Origin of the sequence: Geodermatophilus tzadiensis (assembly GCF_003002915.1) — a bacterium.
In the GTDB taxonomy this organism is placed as follows: Bacteria; Actinomycetota; Actinomycetes; order Mycobacteriales; family Geodermatophilaceae; genus Geodermatophilus; species Geodermatophilus tzadiensis.
Genome location: NZ_PVTG01000003.1, coordinates 166,670 through 189,283 on the forward strand (window position 1 = coordinate 166,670; position 22,614 = coordinate 189,283).

Here is a 22,614-nt window from a genome sequence, read left to right on the forward strand (position 1 = left end):
CCGCCTGCACCTCCGCCGCACCGCCCCCTTGACCACCGGCCGGGCACCCCTGCCCCCGCCCCGTCGCCCGCGCGACGGCGCGACGGCCGACGACGGGAGTGATCATGTCCGGGTCCCACACCCCCGCCCCCCAGGCCGTGCCGTTCTCGGCCGTGCCGCCGGCCGCCGGTCTCTACGACCCGGCCAACGACTCGGACGCCTGCGGCGTCGCCCTCGTGGCCGACGCCCGGGGCCGCAGCTCGCGCTCGATCGTGGCCGCCGGCCTGACCGCGCTGCACAACCTCGACCACCGCGGCGCCGCCGGCGCCGAGCCCAACTCCGGGGACGGCGCCGGGATCCTCACCCAGGTGCCCGACCGGCTGCTGCGCGCCAGCGTCGACTTCGACCTGCCGCCGGTGGGGGAGTACTCCGTCGGCATCGCCTTCCTGCCCGTCGACGCCGAGGAGCGGGCCGCCCGCCACGCCGACGTCGCGCGCATCGCCGCCGAGGAGGGCCTGACCGTCCTCGGCTGGCGCGACGTGCCGGTCGACCCCGACGGCGCCGACCTCGGGCCCACCGCCCGCGCGGTCATGCCGCACTTCGCCCAGCTCTTCGTCGCCGAGACCATGGGCGCCCGCGCCGACGCGGCGGCGTTCGGCGGCCCGGTGTCGGTCAACGGCGTCACCCGCCTCGAGCGGCGCTCCTTCGTGCTGCGCAAGCGCGCCGAGCGGGAGGCCCGCGAGGCCGGCAGCTCGATGTACGTGGTGTCGCTGTCCTCGCGCACCATCACCTACAAGGGCATGCTGACCACCGACCAGCTGCCGGCCTTCTTCCCCGACCTGCGCGACGAGCGCTACGAGTCGGCGATCGCCCTGGTGCACAGCCGGTTCTCCACCAACACCTTCCCCAGCTGGCCGCTGGCCCACCCGTTCCGGTTCATCGCCCACAACGGCGAGATCAACACCATCAAGGGCAACCGCAACCGGATGCGCGCCCGCGAGGCCAAGCTCGAGACCGAGCTGTTCGACGGCCCCGCCGGCCCGGCCGCCGAGCTCGGCCTGGAGCGGGTCTTCCCGGTCACCGCGAGCGACTTCAGCGACTCGGCCACCTTCGACGAGGTGCTCGAGCTGCTGCACCTGTCGGGCCGGTCACTGCCGCACGCCGTCCTGATGATGATCCCGGAGGCGTGGGAGAACCACGACGAGATGGACCCGGCCCGCCGGGCCTTCTACCGGTTCCACTCCTCGATCATGGAGCCCTGGGACGGGCCGGCCTGCGTGGCGTTCACCGACGGCACGATCGTCGGCGCGGTCCTCGACCGCAACGGCCTGCGCCCGGGGCGCTGGTGGCGGACGAAGGACGACCTGGTCGTGCTCGCCAGCGAGGCCGGCGTGCTGGAGATCCCGGCGGGTGACGTCGTCGCCAAGGGCCGGCTGCAGCCGGGCCGGATGTTCCTCGTCGACACCGCCTCCGGGCGGATCGTCTCCGACGAGGAGGTCAAGGGCGCCCTGGCCGCCGAGCACCCCTACGAGGACTGGCTGCACGCCGGCCTGGTGCACCTGCCCTCGCTGCCCGAGCGGCGGCGGGCCCGGCCCAGCCACGAGTCTGTCGTCCGCCGGCAGCTGCTGTTCGGCTACACCGAGGAGGACCTGCGCGTCCTGCTCACCCCGATGGCGTCCTCGGGCGCCGAGCCGATCGGCTCGATGGGCACCGACACCCCGATCGCGGCGCTGTCGGACCGCTCCCGGCTGCTCTACGACTACTTCGGGCAGCTGTTCGCCCAGGTGACCAACCCGCCGCTGGACGCCATCCGCGAGGAGCTGGTGACCAGCCTGGGCCGCACCTTCGGTCCCGAGCAGAACCTGCTGAAGGCCACCCCCGCGTCCTGCCGGCAGGTGTTCCTGCCCTACCCGGTCATCGACAACGACGAGCTGGCCAAGATCCTGCACATCGACGACGACGGCGACCTGCCCGGCTTCGCCGCGGTGCGGATCACCGGCCACTTCGACGTCACCGGCGGCGGGCCCGCGCTGGTGCAGGCGGTCGAGGAGCTGCGCAGCAAGGTCAGCCGGGCGATCGCGGCCGGCGCGCGGGTCATCGTGCTCTCCGACCGCGACTGCGACGAGCGGCGGGCGCCGATCCCGTCGCTGCTGATGACCGCCGCCGTCCACCACCAGCTGGTGCGCGAGCGCACCCGCATGGAGGTCGGCCTGGTCGTCGAGTCCGGCGACTGCCGCGAGGTGCACCACGTCGCGCTGCTGCTCGGCTACGGCGCGGCCGCGGTCAACCCCTACCTGGCCTTCGAGTCGATCGAGGACCTCATCCGCGACGGCGTGCTCACCGGCGTCCAGCCGGCGCAGGCGGTGCGCAACGTGGTCAAGGCGCTGGGCAAGGGCGTCCTGAAGGTCATGAGCAAGATGGGCATCAGCACCGTCGGCTCGTACACGATGGCGCAGATCTTCGAGGCGGTCGGCCTGTCACAGGAGGTCGTCGACGAGTACTTCACCGGCACCTCCGCGCCCCTGGGCGGCGTGGGCGTCGACGTGCTCGCCGAGGAGGTCGCCATGCGGCACCGGCGCGCCTACCCGGAGAACCCGACCGAGCGGGCGCACCGCCGGCTGGAGACCGGCGGGGAGTACCAGTGGCGCCGCGAGGGCGAGGTGCACCTGTTCAACCCCGAGACGGTGTTCCTCCTGCAGCACTCCACCCGCTCGCGGCAGTTCGAGGTCTTCGAGCGCTACACGCAGACGGTCGACCAGCTGTCGGAGGACGCCGCCACGCTGCGCGGCCTGTTCACGCTCAGGACCGGCGTGCGCGAGCCGGTGCCGCTGGAGGAGGTCGAGCCGGCCAGCGAGATCGTCAAGCGCTTTCAGACCGGCGCGATGAGCTACGGCTCCATCTCGCAGGAGGCGCACGAGACCCTCGCCATCGCGATGAACCGGCTCGGCGGGCGGTCCAACACCGGTGAGGGCGGCGAGGACCCCGACCGGTTCGTGCCCGACCCCAACGGCGACCTGCGCCGCTCGGCGATCAAGCAGGTGGCCAGCGGCCGCTTCGGCGTCACCAGCGAGTACCTGGTCAACTCCGACGACATCCAGATCAAGATGGCGCAGGGCGCCAAGCCCGGCGAGGGCGGCCAGCTGCCCGGCGGCAAGGTCTACCCGTGGGTCGCCCGCACCCGGCACTCGACGCCGGGCGTCGGCCTCATCAGCCCGCCGCCGCACCACGACATCTACTCGATCGAGGACCTCAAACAGCTGATCCACGACCTGAAGAACGCCAACACCGAGGCGCGGGTCAACGTCAAGCTGGTCGCCGAGGTCGGCGTCGGGACGGTCGCGGCCGGCGTCAGCAAGGCCCACGCCGACGTGGTGCTCATCTCCGGGCACGACGGCGGCACCGGGGCCGCGCCGCTGACCTCGCTGAAGCACGCGGGCTCGCCCTGGGAGCTGGGCCTGGCCGAGACGCAGCAGACGCTGCTGGCCAACGGCCTGCGCGACCGGATCGTGGTGCAGGTCGACGGCCAGATGAAGACCGGCCGCGACGTCATGGTCGCGATGCTGCTCGGCGCCGAGGAGTACGGCTTCGCCACCGCCCCGCTGGTCGTCTCCGGCTGCATCATGATGCGGGTCTGCCACCTCGACACCTGCCCGGTCGGCGTGGCCACCCAGAACCCGGAGCTGCGCAAGCGGTTCACCGGCCGGCCCGAGTTCGTGGTGACCTTCTTCGAGTTCCTCGCCGAGCAGGTGCGGGGCTACCTCGCCGAGCTGGGCTTCCGCTCGGTCGACGAGGCCGTCGGCCACGTCGAGCTGCTCGACACCCGGAACGCCGTCGACCACTGGAAGGCCCGCGGGCTGGACCTGTCCCGGATGCTGGCGCTGCCCGAGCTGCCCGAGGGGACGCCGCGGCGCGCCGTCCGCACCCAGGACCACGGCCTCGACGTCGCCCTGGACCAGACGCTGATCCAGCTGTGCGAGGGCGCCCTGCTCGACGCGCGGCCGGTCACCCTCGAGCTGCCGGTGCGCAACGTGAACCGCACCGTCGGCACGATGCTCGGCTCGATGGTCACCCGCCGCTTCGGCGGCGAGGGCCTGCCCGACGGCACGATCGACCTGACCTTCACCGGGTCGGCCGGCCAGTCCTTCGGCGCCTTCGTGCCGCGCGGGATCACCATGCGGCTGCTCGGGGACGCCAACGACTACGTCGGCAAGGGACTGTCGGGCGGGCGCATCGTGGTCCGCCCGGCGCGCGAGGCGACCTTCGCCGCCGAGGACAACGTCATCGCCGGCAACGTCATCGGCTACGGCGCGACCGGCGGGGAGCTGTTCCTGCGCGGCCGCGTCGGTGAGCGGTTCTGCGTGCGCAACTCCGGCGCGCTGGCCGTCGTCGAGGGCGCCGGCGACCACGCGCTGGAGTACATGACCGGCGGCCGCGCGGTGATCCTCGGGCCGACCGGGCGCAACGTGGCGGCCGGCATGTCCGGCGGCATCGGCTACGTGCTCGACCTGGCCCGCCACCGGGTCAACCCCGAGATGGTGGACGTCGAGCCGCTGGACGTGGCGTCCGCGCAGTGGCTGCGCGAGGTCCTGGTCCGCTACCAGGCCGAGACCGAGTCGCCGGTGGCCGCCGCGCTGCTGGCCGACTGGGGCCGCTGGTCCGGGCAGTTCAGCACGATCATGCCGCGCGACTACCGCCGCGCACTCGAGGCCCGGCGCGCCGCCGAGGCCGCCGGTACCGACGTCGACCGAGCAGTGATGGAGGCCGCACGTGGCTGACTCCACGGGGTTCCTGAAGTACGAGCGGGCCATGCCGCCGCGGCGGCCCGTCGACGTCCGCATCCTGGACTGGAAGGACGTCTACCTCTCCCGGCAGAGCGGGGAGGACGCGGTCTACCCGGTCGCGGCGCTGCGCCAGCAGGCCGCCCGGTGCATGGACTGCGGCATCCCGTTCTGCCACCACGGCTGCCCGCTGGGCAACCTCATCCCGGAGTGGAACGACCTCGCCCGCCGCGACGACTGGCGCGAGGCCATCGAGCGGCTGCACGCGACGAACAACTTCCCGGAGTTCACCGGGAAGCTGTGCCCCGCCCCGTGCGAGGGCTCCTGCGTGCTGAACCTGCAGGACTCGCCGGTCACGATCAAGCAGATCGAGTGGGAGATCATCGACCAGGCCTTCGAGCGGGGCTTCGTCGAGCCGCAGGCCCCCGCCGAGCGCACCGGCCGGAAGGTCGCCGTCGTCGGGTCCGGCCCGGCGGGGCTGGCCGCCGCGCAGCAGCTCACCCGCGCCGGGCACGACGTCACCGTCTACGAGCGCGCGGACAAGGTGGGCGGGCTGCTCCGCTACGGCATCCCCGAGTTCAAGATGGAGAAGTCCGTCCTGGACCGGCGGCTGGACCAGATGCGCGCCGAGGGCACCCGCTTCGTCACCGGCGTCGAGGTCGGTGGCAGCGGTGAGGGCGACCTGTCGGCCGAGCAGCTGCGCGGCGAGTTCGACGCCGTCGTGCTCGCCGGCGGGGCCACCGTCGGCCGCGACCTGCCCGTGCCGGGCCGCGAGCTCGCCGGCATCCACCTGGCGATGGAGTTCCTGCCCTTCGGCAACCGGCAGGCGCTCGGCGAGCTCGACGACCCGCCGATCAGCGCCAAGGGGCTCGACGTCGTGATCATCGGCGGCGGGGACACCGGCGCCGACTGCCTGGGCACCTCGCACCGGCAGGGCGCCCGCTCGGTGACCCAGCTGGAGATCATGCCGGCGCCGCCGGACAAGCGCGCCGAGGGCAACCCCTGGCCGACCTACCCGATGATCATGCGCATCTCCTCGGCCCACGAGGAGGGCGGCGAGCGGCTGTACTCGGTCAACACCGAGCGCTTCCTCGGCGACGACGAGGGCCGCGTGCGCGCCCTGCTCATCCACGAGGTGCGCCGGGTCGAGGGCCGCTTCGAGAAGGTCGAGGGCACCGAGCGCGAGCTGCCCGCCCAGCTGGTGCTGCTGGCCATGGGCTTCACCGGCGCCCAGCGCGAGGGCCTGGTGGAGACCCTCGGGCTGGAGCTCGACGCCCGGGGCAACGTCGCCCGCGACGGCGAGTTCATGGCCACCGTGCCCGGGGTGTTCGTCGCCGGTGACGCCGGCCGCGGCCAGTCGCTCATCGTGTGGGCCATCGCCGAGGGCCGCGCGGCCGCCGGCGCCGTCGACACGTACCTGACCGGCAGCTCCATGCTGCCGCGCCCGGTCACCCCCACGGCGGTCGCGCTGCGCTGAGAGGGGAGCTCCCACCGAGGGAGCCCCACCGACGGCCGGGGGCCGGTCCCGCGACACCGCGGGACCGGCCCCTGCCCGTTCCACGGGCCCACAGGGGCGACCACTAGCGTTCTCCCCATGTCCCGCCGCGCGAAGATCGTCTGCACCCTGGGCCCGGCCACCAGCTCCCTCGAGCAGATCACCGCCCTCGTCGAGTCGGGCATGGACGTCGCCCGGCTCAACTTCAGCCACGGGTCGCACGCCGACCACGAGGCCTCCTACCTCAAGGTGCGCCAGGCCTCCGACCGGACCGGCCACGCCGTCGCCGTCCTGGCCGACCTGCAGGGCCCCAAGATCCGTCTCGGCACCTTCGCCGACGGCCCGGTCACCTGGGAGACCGGCAGCCGGGTGTGCATCACCGTCGACGACGTCGAGGGCACCGCCGAGCGGGTCTCGACCACCTACAAGGGCCTGGCCGCCGACGCCCGCGTGGGCGACCGGCTGCTGGTCGACGACGGCAAGCTGGCGCTGTCCGTGGTCAACGTCGACGGCCCCGACGTGTGGTGCCTGGTGGTCGAGGGCGGCCAGGTGTCGAACAACAAGGGTCTGTCGCTGCCCGGTGTCGCGGTGAGCGTCCCCGCGCTGTCGGACAAGGACGAGGAGGACCTGCGCTTCGCCCTGCACCTCTCGGTCGACTTCATCGCCCTGTCGTTCGTCCGCTCCCCGGCCGACGTCGAGCTGGTGCGCGACATCATGCGCCAGGAGGACATCAGCGTCCCGGTCATCGCCAAGCTGGAGAAGCCCGAGGCGGTGGAGAACCTGGAGGCGATCGTCGAGGCCTTCGACGGGATCATGGTGGCCCGCGGCGACCTCGGCGTGGAGCTGCCCCTCGAGACCGTGCCGCTGGTGCAGAAGCGCGCCGTGCAGGCCGCCCGCGAGCGCAACAAGCCGGTCATCGTGGCCACCCAGATGCTCGAGTCGATGATCGAGAACTCGCGGCCCACCCGCGCCGAGGCCTCCGACGTCGCCAACGCCGTCCTCGACGGCGCCGACGCGGTGATGCTGTCGGGGGAGACGTCGGTGGGGCGCTACGCCATCGGCGCCGTCCGCACGATGGAGCGGATCATCGACGCCGTCGAGAGCGACGAGGCGTGGGTGCCCGACCTGCACCGCAAGTCGCGCTCCCGCTCCGGGGCGATCGTGCGCGCCGCCCGCGACATCGCCGAGGCGATGGGCGTCAAGGCACTCGCGACGTTCACCCAGACCGGCGACAGCGCCCGCCGGCTGGCCGCGCTGCATCCCCGGCAGCCGCTGCTGGCCTTCACCGTCGACCCGCGGGTCCGCAGCCAGCTGGCGCTGTCCTGGGGCGTGGAGACCTTCCTCGTGCCCTCGGTGCAGCACACCGACGACATGGTCCGCCAGGTCGACTTCTCCCTGCTGTCCATCGGCCGGCTCCGCGAGGGCGACCGCGTCGTCGTCGTCGCGGGCAGCCCGCCCAACACCCCCGGGTCGACCAACCTCATCCGCGTCCACGAGGTGGGGACCGACTCGTGAGCGGTGGCGACCAGGCCGCCGCCCTCATGACCGTCCTCGGCCTCGAGGAGCGGGACCCCGACGTCTTCGTCGGCCGCACGCCCAGCACCCGCCTGCAGCGCATCTTCGGCGGGCAGGTCGCCGGGCAGGCGCTCATGGCGGCCGGGCTGACCGTGCCGGGGGAGCGCGGGGTGCACTCGCTGCACGCCTACTTCCTGCGGCCCGGGGACCCGCACGAGGAGCTGCGCTACCGGGTCGAGCGGATCCGCGACGGCCGGTCGTTCTCCACCCGCCGGGTGATCGCCTGCCAGCGCCGCAAGGGGGAGGACGTCGCCGTCTTCGCGCTGACCGCCGACTTCCACGGCGGCGAGCACGCCGTCGTCGCGCACGCCCGACCCATGCCGGAGGTCCCCGGCCCGGATGAGCTGCGGTCGCTGGCCGACCACGCGGCCGGCCACGGCGACCTCGCGGCGCCGGCCCTGGAGATCAGCCGCGCGGTGGAGCAGCGCCCGCTGGCCGACCCGTTCGCGCCGGACCCCAAGTCGCCGCCGGACACCCAGTCGCACGCGTGGTTCCGGGTGGCCGGCAGGTTGCCGGAGGACCCCGCCGTGCACGCCGCGGCGCTGACCTTCGTCACCGACCTCACCCTGCTGTCGGCCGGCCTGGCGCGGGTCGGCGGCGGCTGGGGCGGCCGCTACGTCGGCGCCAGCCTCGACCACGCCGTGTGGTTCCACGCGCCGGTGCGCGCCGACGAGTGGTTCCTCTACGAGACCGACAGCCCGGCGGCCTCCTCCGGCCGCGCGCTGTGCTTCGGCAGCATCTGGACGGCCGACGGCACGCACGTGGCCACGGTCGCCCAGGAGGGGCTCATCCGGTCACTGGGGGAGTGACCGGCTCCCGCTCGGCCTCCGCCGCCTGCTGCTCCGCGGCCCGGCGCTCGGCCTCCGCCGCCTGACGCCGGGCCTCCGCCGCCCGGCGTCCGGCCTCGGCCTCCCGCTCCGCCTCGGCCTTGCGCTCGGCCTCGGCCCGGGCGCGCTCGGCGGCCTGCTCGGCGAAGTCGGCGGCCAGCCAGTCGTGTCCCTCGCACAGCAGCGCCCAGGCGCGCTCGACGTGCGCCCGCGTCGTCGTCGGCGCGCCGATGGCCACCCGCAGCACCACCCGGCCGCGCACGCCGGTGTGGGTCAGGTAGACCTCGCCGCCGTCGTTGAGCCGCTCGAGCAGCGTCATGGTGGCGACGTCGGAGTCCACGTCGGCCGGCCACCGCGGCTGCAGGCAGACCAGCGACAGCGGGTGCGGTGTGACGACGTCGAAGCGGTCGTCGGCGTCGGCCCAGGCGGCCAGCTCCTGCGCCAGTGCCACCCCGGAGCGCACGTGCGCCCGCAGCCCCTCCGCGCCGTACCAGCGCAACACCGCCCACAGCTTGAGCGCGCGGAAGCGGCGGCCGAGCTCGACCTGCCAGTCGCGGTAGTCGACGACCGCGCCCGCGTCGGTGGCGGCGTTGCGCAGGTACTCGGGCAGGATCGCCAGCGCGCCGGTGAGCGCGGCGCGGTCGGCGACCCAGAAGAGGGTGGCGTCGAAGCCGGTGAGCAGCCACTTGTGCGCGTCGGTGGTGTAGCTGTCGGCCCACTCGACGCCGGCCTGCAGCGCGCGCAGCTCGGGGGCGACGGCGGCCACGCCCGCGTAGGCGGCGTCCACGTGCAGCCACACCCCGTGGTCGCGGCAGATCGGGCCGAGCTCGGCGAGCGGGTCGACGGCGGTGGTCGACGTCGTCCCGACCGTGGCGCAGACCAGCACCGGGCGGAACCCGCGGGCGACGTCGCGCTCCACCCGGGCCCGCAGGGCCTGCGGGCGCATCGCGAGGTCGCCGTCGACCTCCACGACCCGCACCGCGTCGGTGCCCAGGCCGGCGATGCGCGCGGCCTTCTCCATCGACGAGTGCGTCTCCGAGGAGACGTAGACGGTGTACTCCTCGGGCCGGACGCCGTGCCGCACGGTGCCGCCGCCGCTGGCCCGGTGCAGCGCCGCGAGCAGCGCCACGAGGTTGGCCCCGGAGCTGGAGTCCTGGACGACGCCGCCGCCGGTGCCCGTGGACCGGTAGGCGGCGGGCAGGCCCAGCAGGTCGGCGAGCCAGTCGAGGACGTGCTGCTCGAGCTCGGTCGCCGCCGGGCTGGTCACCCACGACATGCCCTGCACGCCCAGGCCCGCCGAGAGCAGGTCGCCGAGCACGGACGGCCCGGAGGTGTTGGCCGGGAAGTAGGCGAGGAACCCGGGGTGCTGCCAGTGGGTGACCCCCGGCAGGACGACGCGGTCGAGGTCGGCCAGGACGGCGGAGAACGGCTCGCCCTGCTCGGGTGCCGACGGCGGCAGCGCGGCCCGGACGTCGCCGGGGGAGACCCGCGAGCGCACCGGGAAGGACTCCAGGCGCGACCAGTAGTCGGCGATCCAGTCGACCACCTCGTGACCGTGCTGCCGGAACTGCTCGGGGGTCATGTGGGGCACGGGCTCGCTCACCCCGTCACCGTATTGCCCGCGACGAACGGGCCCCGGAGGGGTCCGTGAGGAGCGAGGCGACGCAGGACGACGACGCTGGGACGCAAGCCGCCCCGCGAGGCGGTGCGAGGAGTCGGGGCCGGAGGCCTCCGCGACGAGTGCCGGGGTGAGCTCCACGCAGGCCGGGGACGGCTCCTGGCCGCGGTGTCGGCCGGTAGGCCGACGATGAGCAGAGTGCCCCCGGTGCGACTCGAACGCACACTGCGCGGGTTTTGAGTCCGCTCCCTCTGCCGATTGGGGTACGGGGGCCGGTCACCTCACCGCGACCGAGGTCACGGCGCCAGCAGCCTAACCGGGACGCCGCCACCGCCCGTCATCGCTAGGCTCTGCGCCCGTGAGCAGCGAGCCGACCCGGGTCCTCATCGCCGAGGACGAGGCACTCATCCGCCTCGACCTCAAGGAGATGCTCGAGGAGGAGGGGTACGTCGTCGTCGCCGAGGCCGGTGACGGGCAGACCGCCGTCGACCGGGCCCGGGAGCTCTCGCCCGACCTGGTCATCCTCGACATCCAGATGCCGGTCCTCGACGGCCTGGCCGCCGCCGAGCAGATCGCCGCCTCGCGCATCGCCCCGGTGATCGTGCTGACCGCCTTCAGCCAGCGCGAGCTGGTCGAGCGGGCCCGCGACGCCGGTGCCATGGCCTACCTGGTCAAGCCGTTCTCCAAGAACGACCTCGTGCCGGCCATCGAGGTGGCCCGCGCCCGGTTCACCGAGATCGCCGCGCTCGACGGCGAGGTGCGCACCCTCGAGGAGCGGCTGGAGACGCGCAAGGTCGTGGAGAAGGCCAAGGGCGTGCTGATGAGCCGCGAGGGCATGACCGAGGCCGAGGCCTTCCGCTTCATCCAGCGCACCGCGATGAACGAGCGGACGTCGATGAAGGCCCTCGCCGAGCGGATCCTGTCGCCCGACGCACCCGTGCCCGCGGACGGTGCACCCTCCTGAGCGACGGCGGTCACCCGACCGGATCGGGCGAGGTCACGACCTCGTCACGGTTCCGGCTGTCCGGCTCCGCGGCAGTGGGCAGCAGTTAGCGTCTGCGGACTGACGGGGCCGGGCCCTCACGCCCGGCCGCGGACCGACGTACGACAACTGGGAGTTGCTGGATGCGCACGCGTACCTACGCCCGCAGCATCGCCGTCACCTCAGCCGCGCTCGTCGCCCTCACCGCGTGCGGTGGCGGGGACGACGGCGGCAGCGAGTCGGGCGGCGACGCCTCTGGTGGCGGCGAGAAGCAGGTCAACATCTACGGCACCGACGGCAACATGGGCTCCACCCTCGGCGAGGACTTCGAGGAGCAGGGCGCCCTGGCCGGCATGAAGGGCACCCTGCCGCTCACCGAGCTGTCCGGGGACTTCACCGACCGCCTCCTCCAGGTCGACCCGAACCTGGGCAACACGTTCAACTACGCGGGCGAGACCTACGACGCCATCGTCATCACCGCCCTGGCCGCCCAGCTGGCCGGCACCAACGACGCCAACGTCTTCAAGGCCTACGTCAACGGCACCACCACCGGTGGCGAGAAGTGCGACACCTTCCAGGCCTGCATCGACATCGTCAACGCCGGGGGCAACCCCGACTACGACGGCATCAGCGGCCCGCTGGCCTTCGTGGACGCCGGTGAGCCCGCCGCGGCGAGCTTCGGCATCCAGCAGTTCGGCGACGACAACGCCATCGACGACTCGCAGACCGAGTTCGTCCTGGCCGGCGACGAGGCCAACGCCACCACCGACGAGGGCCCGGCGCCCGCGGCTCCCGGCACCACCGGTGAGCAGCTCGTCGTCGGCACCCTGCTGCCGCTGACCGGCGACCTCGCCTTCCTCGGCCCCCCGGAGGTCGCCGGCGCCCGCCTGGCCGTCCAGGAGATCAACGCCGCCGGTGGCGTCCTCGGCCAGGAGGTCCGCCTCGAGGAGGGTGACTCGGGCGACGCGACGACCGACACCGCCACGCAGACCGTCGACCGCCTGCTGCAGGCCGGCGTCAACGCGATCGTCGGTGCGGCGTCCTCGACCGTCAGCCTCAACGTGATCGACCGGATCACCGCGGCCGGCGTCATGCAGATCAGCCCCGCCAACACGTCGGACCAGTTCACGACGTACAACGACAACGGGCTGTACTTCCGCACCGCCCCGCCGGACGTGCTGCAGGCCCGCGCCCTGGCCGACCTGCTCGCCGCCGACGGCAACAACACCATCGGCATCCTCGCCCGCAACGACTCCTACGGGAACGGCCTCGCGGAGAACACCCGCGAGAACCTGCTCGCCGGCGGTCTGAGCGAGGACCAGGTCGTGAACGTGATCTACGACCCCAACGCGGCGAACTTCGACGCGGAGGTCCAGCAGATGGTGGACCTCAACCCCGACGGCATCGTCGTCATCGGGTTCAACGAGTCCTCGCGCATCATCCAGGGGCTCAACGAGAACGGCATCGGCCCGCAGCGCTGAGCTGGCAGGCGCTGTGACGGCACAGCGCTGATGTGGTCCTCCTCTCGGGCAGCGGCCCGGTACCCCTCGCGGGTGCCGGGCCGCTGTCGTGTCAGCGCCGCAGGCGCTGGCCCTCCGGCGCCCAGTCGGCCGGGCGGCCGCGGTGGTTGGAGAACTCCACCGCCCAGCGCCACCAGGTCCGGTCGGGCGCGTGCTCCCAGCGCAGCAGCACGCCCACCTCACCACCGGGCAGCAGCACGGGCAGGCCCACGTGGCTCTCGTCGGGCCACACCTCGGTGCGGCGCGGTCGGCCGTCGGTGAGCTCGAGCAGCGTGACGGGGGAGTAGTCGCCGTCCCGGTCGGCCTCGCCGCGTGCGACCACGGTGTCGTCGTCAGCGGTCACGCGCACGGTGAGGCGGGCGGGGGCGGCGTGCACCAGCACGCGCGAGAAGCCCCCGGCCGTCAGCGCCCGGCAGAAGTCCAGGCCGTTCATCCCGCCGTCGGAGGCCCGGAGGTCCCATGTCCAGTTCACCTCCCCGGGCTACCCAGCACGGAGGCCGGCGCCCCTGGGGGACGCCGGCCTCCGGTGCCGTCAGGGGGTCACTGCGCCTTGGCGAGGGTCCCCAGGTAGAGCTCGATGACCTTCGGGTCGGTCATCAGCGAGCGGCCGGTGTCGGTGTAGGCGTTGCGGCCCTGGTCGAGGACGTAGCCGCGGTCGCAGATCTGCAGGCAGCGGCGGGCGTTCTGCTCGACCATGATGATCGAGACGCCGGTGGCGTTGATCCGGCGGCAGCGGATGAACACCTCGTCCTGGTAGGCCGGCGACAGACCGGCCGAGGGCTCGTCGAGCAGCAGCACCGACGGGTCCATCATGAGCGCCCGGCCCATGGCCACCATCTGCCGCTCGCCGCCCGACAGCGACCCGGCCTTGCCCTTGCGCCGCTCGCCGAGCAGCGGGAAGAGGTCGACGACGTAGTCGAAGCGGTCCTTGAACGTCTTCGACCGCAGGTAGACGCCCATCTGCATGTTCTCCTCGATGGTCAGCGAGGGGAACACGTTGTTGTTCTGCGGCACGTAGCCCACACCGAGCGAGACCAGCCGGTGCGCCGGGGCGGAGGTGATGTCCTCACCCCGCAGCGACACCTGCCCCGAGCGCACGGGGATGAGCCCGAAGAGGGTCTTGAGCAGCGTCGACTTCCCGGCCCCGTTCGGGCCGATGATGCCGACGAGCTCGCCCTCCTGCAGGTAGAAGTCGCACCCGCGCAGGATGTTGACGCCGGGCACGTAGCCGGCGACCAGGTCGTCGGCGCGCACCAGGGCGCCCTCGGCCAGGCGCAGGTGCTCCTCCCGGGTGGCGGCCTTCTCCGCCGGGGAGAGCTCGGCGCTCCCGGCGGCCGCCTCGTCGGCGCGGGTGACGTCCTCGCCGGACTCGTCGACCTCGAACAGCGGCTCGCTCATCGTCCCTCTCCCCGGGTGGTGGTGTCGGAGTCGATGACCTCACCGTTCTCCTCGTGCGCGATCCGCCGCTCGGCCTCGGCGAGGACCTGGTCCTCCTCCTCGACGGTGAGCGGCGCGTCGTGGTGCGCGCCGAGGTAGGCGTCGACGACGGCCTGGTTCTGGCTGATCGACTCCGGCGGGCCCTCGGCGATCACCCGGCCGGCGGCCATGACGACGACCCAGTCGCTGATGTCGCGGACGACGTCCATGTCGTGCTCGACGAAGATCACCGTCATGCCCTCCTCGCGGAGGTCCTTGACGTGGCCGAGCAGGCTCTGGGTGAGCGCCGGGTTCACGCCGGCCATCGGCTCGTCGAGCATGACGACCTGCGGGTCGCTCATCAGCGCCCGCGCCATCTCCAGGAGCTTGCGCTGACCGCCGGAGAGGGTGCCGGCGAACTCGTCCTTCTTGGCGTCGAGCTTGAACCGCCGCAGCAGGTCCAGCGCCTTCTCGGTGTTCGCCTTCTCCTGCGACCGCCAGGTGCCGGGCACCAGGGCGCGCAGGAAGCTCTCGCCCCGCTGCCCCTGGGCGCCGAGCAGCATGTTCTCCAGCACCGTGAGGCGCGAGAGCGCCTTGGTGAGCTGGAAGGTGCGGACGACGCCGAGCCGGGCCACCTGGTGCGGCGCCAGCTTGCCCAGCGGGCGCCCGTCGAACGACCAGGTCCCGGTGTTGGGCTGGTCGAACCCGGTGAGCAGGTTGAACAGCGTCGTCTTGCCGGCGCCGTTGGGCCCGATCAGGCCGGTGATGCCGCCGCGCTGGACCTCCAGGCGGTCGACCGACACCGCGGTCAGGCCGCCGAAGGTGCGGGTGACGTTCTCGACGACGATCGCCGGGTCGGGCTTGGCGACGCCGACCTCCCACGGCACGTCGCGCAGCGCGGCCTGGGCCAGCCGCTGGGGCGCGCGGCCGCCGGCCGGGGAGCCCTTGCCCAGCGACGCGGCGTGCGCGCCGGTGGGGGTGTTCTCAGCGGGCATCGAGCATCACCTCTCGTCGGTCGCCGAAGATGCCCTGCGGCCGGAAGACGAGCAGCAGCATCAGGCCCAGCCCCACCAGGACGAAGCGGATCTGCGCCACGTCGGTGGCGGAGAGCAGTCCCTCGGGGATGATCCCGTTGCTGATCAGTGCCCGCAGACCGGTGTCGGCGAACTGGATCACGAACAGCAGGATGACCGCGCCCACCACCGGGCCGAGGACGCGGGCGGCGCCGCCCAGGATGAGCACGGCGTAGGCGAGGAACGTGTTGGCGTTCTGGAACTGGTCGGGGTTCGCCGCGCCGGTGCCCACCACGTACACCATCCCACCGAGGGCGCCGATGACGCCGCCGAGCACCAGCGACTGCATCTTGTAGAGGTAGACGTTCTTGCCCAGCGCGCGGACGGCGTCCTCGTCCTCGCGGATGGCCTTGAGCACCCGGCCCCACGGACTGCGCACGAGCAGCCACACGAGCAGGCACAGCAGCGCCACCAGCACCCAGCCGACCAGCGCCACCCACAGCTCGCCGCCGCTCCACCGGGTGCCCAGGATCGAGTACCGCTGACCGGTGTCCCACGGCGCGAGGGAGACGAAGTCGCCGTTGAAGGCGGACAGGCCCCGCGTGCCGCCGGTGACCCCGCTGGCCGACACCGACCGGAAGAGCAGTCTCAGTCCCTCCGCCGTCGCGATGGTCGCGATGGCGAGGTAGTCCGCCCGCAGCCGCAGGGTCGGCAGGCCCAGCAGCAGCGCCAGGACGACGGCCGCGCCCAGGCCGACGAGCACGCCGACCCAGAAGTTCAGGCCCCACTGGCTCACCGAGATGGCGATGCCGAACCCGCCGAGCAGGGCGAAGCCGATCTGGCCGAAGTTCAGCAGGCCGGTGTAGCCGAAGTGCACGTTGAGGCCGATGGCCAGCAGCGCGAAGAACACCGCCTGGAAGCCGAGCGCCGACTTGCCGGCGACGGCGAGCGCGTTGATGAGGTCGCCCATGGCTCAGCCGATCCGTGCGCGGCTGCCCAGGATCCCCTGGGGCCGGATGACGAGGATGACGATGAGGAGCAGCAGCCCGCCGACGTACTTGACGTCGTTCGGGATGACCAGCGTCGACATCTGCACGAAGACGCCGACGATGACGCTGCCCACCAGGGCGCCGTAGGCCGTGCCCAGGCCGCCGAGCGTGACGCCGGCGAACATCAGCAGCAGCAGCTGGAAGCCCATGTCCCAGCGGACCTGGTCGGACAGCCCGAGCAGCACGCCGCCCAGGGCCGCGAGCGAGCCGCCCATCATCCAGACGACCAGGATCACCCGGTTGACGTTGATGCCCGACGAGGCGGCCAGGTCGCGGTTGTCGGCGACCGCGCGCATGGCCTTGCCGATCTTCGTGCGCTGCAGCATCACGGCCACCAGCACCAGGACGACGACCGAGATGACGATCGACACCAGGGACTGGTTGGTCAGGCGGAACAGGCCGTAGTCGACCGCCCGCGAGGCGCCCAGGCCCGTGTAGGGGTTGGAGTCACCGCCGTAGAGGATCTGGATGAGGTAGCGCAGCAGCAGCGACAGGCCGATCGAGACGACCAGCGCGGCGACCAGGCCGGTGCCACGACGGCGCAGCGGCCGCCACAGGCCGAGTTCGTTGAGGGCGCCGAAGGCCGCGCCGCCGATCATGGCGATGATCGCGGCCGGGATGATCGGCACGCCCAGGCCGACGTTGACCCACCAGGCGAACAGCGCGCCGATGGTCACCAGCTCGCCGTGCGCGAAGTTGGTCAGGCCGGTGGTGCCGAAGATCAGCGACAGGCCGACCGCGGAGATCGCGATGAGCAGGCCGAAGCGCAGGCCGTCGACGAACAGCTGGATGGCGCGGACGTTGCCGCCGCCGGACCCGGTGCTGCCGTCGTTGAGGCCGAACTGCACCGGCTGGCGCCGTCCGGCGTCGACGGTGATCGTGCGGCTGTCCTCCCCGGTGATGACCACGCCGTCGGGGAGCGAGTCGGCGTCGATGGAGACGACGTACTGGCCGGGACCGGGGAGGTCGACGGCGAAGCGGCCCTCGTCGTCGGTCTCGGCGGTGTCGACGTCGTCGCCGTCGGCGGTGGTGACGGTGACCTCGATGCCCTCGATGGGGCCGCTGCGGCTGGTCTGCAGGGTGCCGATGACCTGCTCGCCCTCGGCGCCGGCGGTGCCGGGGACGAGGACGGCCAGGCCGCACGCGGCGACGAGGACCAGCAGGAGCCGGAGCAGCACCCGGCTGGCGGCCGTCCCGGGGCCGGAGCGGATCGCGCCCCGGGCGTCCCTGGTCCGCCCGGCACGGGCTGACGGGTGCCTCACACAACCTCCCTGGTCGTGGCAGTGGAGTCCGGACGGTAACCCAGCGGCGTCGCCTTGCCGTTCCCTCGTCGCCCACCTGTGACCGAAGCGCGACACGCGCGGGTGACCGCCCGTGTGCGCGCGACCGGCGCGTCGCAGCGGCGCGCGGTCGTCGTGGGTGCAGGCTCGCGGCACCGTCCAAGGGGAGGACACCGTGTCAGGTACCGGTCAGCGGTCCGGCGTGGTCACGCGCACGGCACGTCCGGGCGACCTGCCCGCCGTCCTGGCGCTCGTGCGCCAGCACCGCGTCGAGGCGCACGCCGAGGGCGTCCTCACCGGGCAGACGCCCGGCGCCGCGGCCGCCGCGGGCTTCCGCCGGCTGCTGGCCGACCCCGCGCACGTCGTCGTCCTGGCCGTGCTGCCCGGCGCGAACGCGCGGGACGGCAGCGGGTCGGCCGGGGAGGTCGCCGTCGGCCTGGCGGTGCTCGGGCTCGACCCGCTCTCCGCGCTGCTCGGCGTCCCCCAGGTGACCGTCGACAACCTCGTCGTGCACCGGGACCACCGGCGGCGCGGGGTCGGGGCGGCGCTGCTGGCCGCGGCCGCCGCGCACGCCGGCGACGTGGGCGCCGAGCACGTCGTGGCCGCGGTCGGGGGGCACGAGGCCGAGCGGCAGCGGTTCTTCGCGCGGATGGGGTTCGCGCCGCTGACCACCCGGCGGATCGTGCCGCGGGAGACGCTGCTGCGGTCGCTGGCCGCCTGGCAGCGCGGCGGGGTGCCGGTGCCGCGGCGGCCGGTGCCGCGCCGCCGTCCGGTCCCGCGCGGCCTGGTCCCCTACGGCGCGGTGGCCGAGGGCTGACCCGGGGGCGCTAGAGGATCGCGCAGGTCAGCCGGGCGCTGGCCGTCGTCCGCCCCCGGTCGTCGGTGACCTCGACGAGGAAGGTCGACAGCGTCCGGCCGCGGCGCACCGGCGTGCACACGGCGGTCACCGTGCCCGCGGTGGCCGCCCGCAGGTAGCTGGCGTTGAGCTCCACGCCCACGACCCGCCGGCCCGGGCCGGCCCCGATCACGGCCGCCCAGGACCCCAGGGACTCCACCAGCGCGCAGGTGGCGCCCCCGTGCAGCAGGCCGTAGGGCTGCTCGTTGCCCGCGACCGGCATCGTCGCCACCAGCCGGTCGGGGGAGTAGTCGACGATCTCGATGCCCAGCTTGTCGTCGAGCGGGCTGCGGGCCACCGCCGGCAGCCAGTCCGGAGGAGACGTCGTCACACCGGGCACGGTAACCAGCGCCGGCGGTGACCCCCGGCGCGGGCCCTGACCGTCGGCGCCCGGAACTAGGATCGCGGCGATGTCCGCACCGGTGACCACCCCCGCGCCCACCGCCCCCTCGAGTCCCGGGACGCGGCCGCGGCTGCTGCTCCTCGACGGGCACTCGCTGGCCTACCGCGCCTTCTTCGCCCTGCCGGTGGAGAACTTCTCCACCACGACGGGCCAGCCGACCAACGCCGTCTACGGCTTCACGTCGATGCTGATCAACGTGCTGCGCGACGAGCAGCCCACGCACCTGGCGGTCGCCTTCGACGTCGGCCGCAAGACCTTCCGCAGCGAGATCTACGCGGAGTACAAGGCCAACCGCACCGAGAGCCCGACCGACTTCCGCGGCCAGGTCAGCCTCATCCAGGAGGTGCTGGGCGCGCTGCACGTCCCGGTGGTCACCGCGGAGGGCTTCGAGGCCGACGACGTCATCGCCACGCTCACCGTGCAGGCCGTCGAGCAGGGCATGGACGTGCTCATCTGCACCGGCGACCGGGACGCGCTGCAGCTGGTGGACGAGCACGTCACCGTGCTCTACCCGCGCAAGGGCGTCTCCGACCTGACCCGGTTCACCCCGGAGGAGGTCGAGGCCCGGTACGGGCTGACACCGCGCCAGTACCCCGACTTCGCGGCGCTGCGGGGCGACCCGAGCGACAACCTGCCCAGCATCCCGAGCGTGGGGGAGAAGACCGCGGCCAAGTGGGTCCGCGAGTACGGCTCCCTCGACGAGCTCGTCGACCGGGTCGACACGGTGAAGGGCAAGGTCGGCGAGAAGCTGCGCGAGCACCTGTCCTCGGTGCTGCAGAACCGCCGGCTCACCGAGCTCGACCGGCAGGTGCCCCTCGAGGTGGGCCCGCAGGACCTCGCCGTGCGCCCCTGGGACCGCAACGAGGTGCACACCCTCTTCGACAACCTGCAGTTCCGGGTGCTGCGCGACCGGCTGTTCGCCACGCTGACCAGCGCCGAGCCCGAGGTCGAGGGCGGCTTCGACGTCACCGCCGACGACGTCCCCGCCGGGGAGCTGGCCGCGTGGCTGGACGCGCACGCCCGCACCGGGCGCACCGGCGTGGTCTTCCGCGGCACCTGGGGGCGGGGCACCGGCGAGCTGACCGGCCTGGCGCTGGCCGCCGCCGACGACCACGCCGTCTTCGTCGACGCCGGCCCCGACCTCGACGCCGCCGACGAGCGGGCGCTGGCCGACTGGCTGGCCGACCCGGCCACGGAGAAGGTCGCCCACGACGTCAAGGGCCCGCTGCTGGCGGTGTGGGCGCGCGGCTGGGACCTGCAGGGCCTGGTGAGCGACACGGCGCTGGCCGCCTACCTGGCGCTGCCCGGCCAGCGGTCCTTCGACCTGGGTGACCTGGCGGTGCGCTACCTGCGCCGCGAGCTCAAGGACACCGCCGCCCCCGACAGCCAGCTCACCCTCGACGGGATGGGCCCGAGCGAGGCCGACCTCGCCGCCGAGGCCGCGCACGCCGACGTGCTCAAGGCCGTCGCGGTCAACGACCTCTCCGACGCCCTCGAGCAGGTGCTCGGGCAGCGCGGCGGCGACTCCCTGCTCGGCGAGATCGAGCTGCCGCTCACCCGCGTGCTCGCCGGCCTGGAGCGCACCGGCATCGCCGTCGACACCGACCTGCTGCACGAGCTGCAGCGCGAGTTCGCCGAGGGCGTGGCCGCCGCGGCCGCCGAGGCCTACGCCGTCATCGGGCACGAGATCAACCTGGGCTCGCCCAAGCAGCTGCAGGCGGTGCTGTTCGACGAGCTGGGCCTGCCGAAGACCAAGAAGATCAAGAGCGGCTACACCACCGACGCCGACGCGCTGACCTACCTGCTGGCGCAGACCGGGCACCCGTTCCTCGAGCACCTGCTGCGCCACCGCGACGTCACCCGGCTGCGCACGGTTCTCGACGGCCTGATCCCGATGGTCGACGACGTCGGCCGCATCCACACCACCTACCAGCAGACGATCGCCGCCACCGGCCGGTTGTCCTCCACCGACCCGAACCTGCAGAACATCCCGATCCGCACCGCCGAGGGCCGGCGGATCCGCCAGGCGTTCGTGGTCGGCCAGGGCTTCGAGTCGCTGATGACCGCCGACTACAGCCAGATCGAGATGCGGATCATGGCCCACCTGTCCGGCGACGAGGGGCTCATCGAGGCCTTCACGTCGGGGGAGGACCTGCACTCCTTCGTCGCGTCCCGGGCCTACGACATCCCGATCGAGGACGTCGACCCGGAGATGCGCCGCCGGATCAAGGCGATGAGCTACGGCCTGGCCTACGGGCTCTCCGCCTACGGCCTGGCCCAGCAGCTGCGCATCTCCACCGAGGAGGCGCGCGAGCAGATGCACGCCTACTTCGAGCGCTTCGGCGGGATCCGCGAGTACCTCGACGGCGTCGTCGACGACGCCCGCCAGACCGGCTACACCGAGACGACGCTGGGCCGCCGCCGCTACCTGCCCGACCTGACCAGCGACAACGGGCAGCGGCGGCAGATGGCCGAGCGGATGGCCCTCAACGCCCCCATCCAGGGGTCGGCCGCCGACGTCATCAAGGTGGCGATGCTCGGCGTCGACCGGGCGATCACCGCCGAGGGCCTGTCCTCCCGGGTGCTGCTGCAGGTGCACGACGAGCTCGTGCTCGAGGTGGCGCCGGGGGAGCGGGCCGCGCTCGAGGCGCTGGTGCGCCGGGAGATGGCCGGCGCCGCCCAGCTGTCGGTGCCCCTGGAGGTCTCGGTCGGCTACGGCGCCAGCTGGGACGCCGCCGCCCACTAGCAGCGGGCCACCCTGCCCTCGAGCTCAGGTCGAGAGTCAGGGTCGGTGCGCCACCAGGACCAGGGTGCCGGGGACGAGCGCGCCCCGCTCCGGGGACCACTGTCCCCACACCTCGGTGCGGCCGGGTGTCCACTCGGGCTCGACCAGGTCGTCGAGCACCAGACCGGCGCCGACGACCGCGCGCACCCAGTCGCCCACCGTGCGGTGGTGCTCGACGTAGACGGTCCGCCCCGCGCCGTCGGTCTCCACGTAGGGCCGCCGGTCGAAGTAGGAGGACACCACCCGCAGGTCGTCGGGGTCGGGGGAGTCGGGCAGCGGCCAGCGGAACGGGTGGTTGACCGACGCCGCGACACGCCCGCCCGGCCGCAGCACCCGCGCCACCTCGGCCAGCGCCCCCTCGACGTCGGCGACGAACGGCAGCCCGCCGAACGCCGAGCAGACGACGTCGACCGACGCGTCGGCCAGCGGCAGCGCCCCGACGTCGGCCTGCAGCAGCGGGACGGGCAGGCCGGTGGCGCGGTTGAGCTCGGCGGCCCGGGCCAGCATGCCGGCGGACACGTCGAGCGCGAGGACGTCGGCCCCCGCCCGGCGCAGCCACCGCGCGCAGGGCGCCGAGCCGCAGCCGACCTCCAGCACCCGGCGCCCGGCGACGTCGCCGAGCAGGTGCGCGTCGGCCTCGCGCAGCCCCTCGGGGCACCACAGGAAGTCCACGTCGCCGAGGTCGGCGCCGTGCTCGGCGAGGTAGGCCGGCGCCGCGGCGTCCCACCAGCCGCGGTTGGCCCGCGCCGACTCCTCGGGGCCCGCGGGGCGCCGCTCGACGCCGCCGGCGGCGGGGTAGCCGTCGGGGCCCAGCGGCAGCGCGGTCGGCGGGCTCATGACACGCCGATGGTGACACGCCGCGGCGGTCCTGGCGGGTGTCGACCCAGGTGGACCCGCGCGCGCCCGCGTCCGTACCATGGGGAGCGCGCCAGAGGTCTGTCAGTGCTGTGCTCCGCAAGGGGTCGGCGCGTGCCGGCTTCCCCCGCTCCCGCGGTCACC

Annotated in this window: 16 protein-coding genes and 1 tRNA gene; 8 read left to right on the plus strand and 9 right to left on the minus strand. The window is 73.5% G+C overall.

Annotation, left to right across the window (positions count from 1 at the left end; all coding sequences use genetic code 11):
* Positions 1–104 precede the first annotated feature (104 nt).
* The 4 genes from gltB to LY71_RS06025 all read left to right on the plus strand — a co-directional run bounded on the left by gltB (position 105) and on the right by LY71_RS06025 (position 8,636).
* Positions 105–4,754 carry a glutamate synthase large subunit gene (gltB, locus tag LY71_RS06010; protein WP_245887701.1) on the plus strand — a complete coding sequence of 1,550 codons (4,650 nt, stop codon included), beginning with the start codon at positions 105–107 and terminating at the stop codon, positions 4,752–4,754.
* The gene (locus LY71_RS06015) at positions 4,747–6,234 is read left to right on the plus strand and encodes a glutamate synthase subunit beta (protein WP_106276054.1); all 1,488 of its coding nucleotides are present in this window, start codon (positions 4,747–4,749) and stop codon (positions 6,232–6,234) included. Before gltB ends, LY71_RS06015 begins: the two co-directional genes overlap by 8 nt.
* A gap of 117 nt (positions 6,235–6,351) precedes the next feature.
* A complete protein-coding gene (gene pyk / locus LY71_RS06020; protein ID WP_106276055.1) occupies positions 6,352–7,767 on the plus strand; it encodes a pyruvate kinase in 1,416 nt (471 codons plus the stop codon).
* A complete protein-coding gene (locus LY71_RS06025; RefSeq protein WP_245887702.1) occupies positions 7,764–8,636 on the plus strand; it encodes an acyl-CoA thioesterase in 873 nt (290 codons plus the stop codon). The genes pyk and LY71_RS06025 overlap by 4 nt, the downstream gene beginning before the upstream one ends.
* Here the strand turns inward: LY71_RS06025 and LY71_RS06030 are convergent.
* Together LY71_RS06030 and LY71_RS06035 are read right to left on the minus strand one after the other, a co-directional pair.
* A complete protein-coding gene (locus LY71_RS06030) occupies positions 8,614–10,257 on the minus strand; it encodes an aminotransferase class V-fold PLP-dependent enzyme (protein ID WP_245887703.1) in 1,644 nt (547 codons plus the stop codon). The two genes, LY71_RS06025 and LY71_RS06030, sit on opposite strands and share 23 nt — an antisense overlap.
* Positions 10,258–10,471: 214 nt before the next feature.
* Positions 10,472–10,545, minus strand: a tRNA-Leu gene (locus LY71_RS06035).
* Between the two features lie 85 nt (positions 10,546–10,630).
* On the opposite strand from LY71_RS06035, the gene LY71_RS06040 reads away from it, so the two are divergent.
* Positions 10,631–11,236 (plus strand): ANTAR domain-containing response regulator, encoded by a 606-nt coding sequence (locus tag LY71_RS06040; RefSeq protein WP_106276056.1) that lies wholly within the window; start codon positions 10,631–10,633, stop codon positions 11,234–11,236.
* A 161-nt stretch (positions 11,237–11,397) separates the two neighbouring features.
* Positions 11,398–12,735, plus strand: a complete 1,338-nt coding sequence (locus tag LY71_RS06045; RefSeq protein WP_106276057.1) for an ABC transporter substrate-binding protein — start codon at positions 11,398–11,400, stop codon at positions 12,733–12,735.
* 91 nt (positions 12,736–12,826) lie between these two features.
* On the opposite strand, the gene LY71_RS06050 is transcribed toward LY71_RS06045, so the two are convergent.
* The 5 genes from LY71_RS06050 to LY71_RS06070 form a co-directional block, all read right to left on the minus strand.
* Positions 12,827–13,246, minus strand: coding sequence for a DUF7712 family protein (locus tag LY71_RS06050; RefSeq protein WP_146146068.1), 420 nt, complete (start codon positions 13,244–13,246; stop codon positions 12,827–12,829).
* A gap of 68 nt (positions 13,247–13,314) precedes the next feature.
* On the minus strand, positions 13,315–14,172 hold the full coding sequence (locus LY71_RS06055; protein WP_211297167.1) for an ABC transporter ATP-binding protein: 858 nt from the start codon (positions 14,170–14,172) through the stop codon (positions 13,315–13,317).
* Entirely contained in the window at positions 14,169–15,185 is a 1,017-nt protein-coding gene (locus LY71_RS06060; RefSeq protein ID WP_106276059.1) for an ABC transporter ATP-binding protein, read from the minus strand. The genes LY71_RS06055 and LY71_RS06060 overlap by 4 nt, the downstream gene beginning before the upstream one ends.
* Complete coding sequence (locus LY71_RS06065) at positions 15,175–16,173, minus strand: branched-chain amino acid ABC transporter permease (RefSeq protein WP_106276060.1); 999 nt, start codon at positions 16,171–16,173, stop codon at positions 15,175–15,177. The genes LY71_RS06060 and LY71_RS06065 overlap by 11 nt, the downstream gene beginning before the upstream one ends.
* Positions 16,174–16,176: 3 nt before the next feature.
* On the minus strand, positions 16,177–17,514 hold the full coding sequence (locus LY71_RS06070; RefSeq protein ID WP_245887704.1) for a branched-chain amino acid ABC transporter permease: 1,338 nt from the start codon (positions 17,512–17,514) through the stop codon (positions 16,177–16,179).
* Between the two features lie 193 nt (positions 17,515–17,707).
* Here LY71_RS06070 and LY71_RS06075 point away from each other — a divergent pair, with 193 nt between their 5' ends.
* Positions 17,708–18,349, plus strand: a complete 642-nt coding sequence (locus LY71_RS06075; protein WP_170121238.1) for a GNAT family N-acetyltransferase — start codon at positions 17,708–17,710, stop codon at positions 18,347–18,349.
* A gap of 10 nt (positions 18,350–18,359) precedes the next feature.
* Here the strand turns inward: LY71_RS06075 and LY71_RS06080 are convergent, their stop codons facing one another.
* Positions 18,360–18,758, minus strand: coding sequence for a PaaI family thioesterase (locus LY71_RS06080; RefSeq protein WP_106276063.1), 399 nt, complete (start codon positions 18,756–18,758; stop codon positions 18,360–18,362).
* Positions 18,759–18,837: 79 nt separating this feature from the next.
* On the opposite strand from LY71_RS06080, the gene polA reads away from it, so the two are divergent.
* Positions 18,838–21,576 carry a DNA polymerase I gene (gene polA, locus LY71_RS06085; protein ID WP_106276064.1) on the plus strand — a complete coding sequence of 913 codons (2,739 nt, stop codon included), beginning with the start codon at positions 18,838–18,840 and terminating at the stop codon, positions 21,574–21,576.
* 36 nt (positions 21,577–21,612) lie between these two features.
* Here polA and LY71_RS06090 read toward each other — a convergent pair whose 3' ends face one another.
* On the minus strand, positions 21,613–22,452 hold the full coding sequence (locus LY71_RS06090) for a class I SAM-dependent methyltransferase (protein ID WP_106276065.1): 840 nt from the start codon (positions 22,450–22,452) through the stop codon (positions 21,613–21,615).
* Between the last annotated feature and the right edge of the window lie 162 nt (positions 22,453–22,614).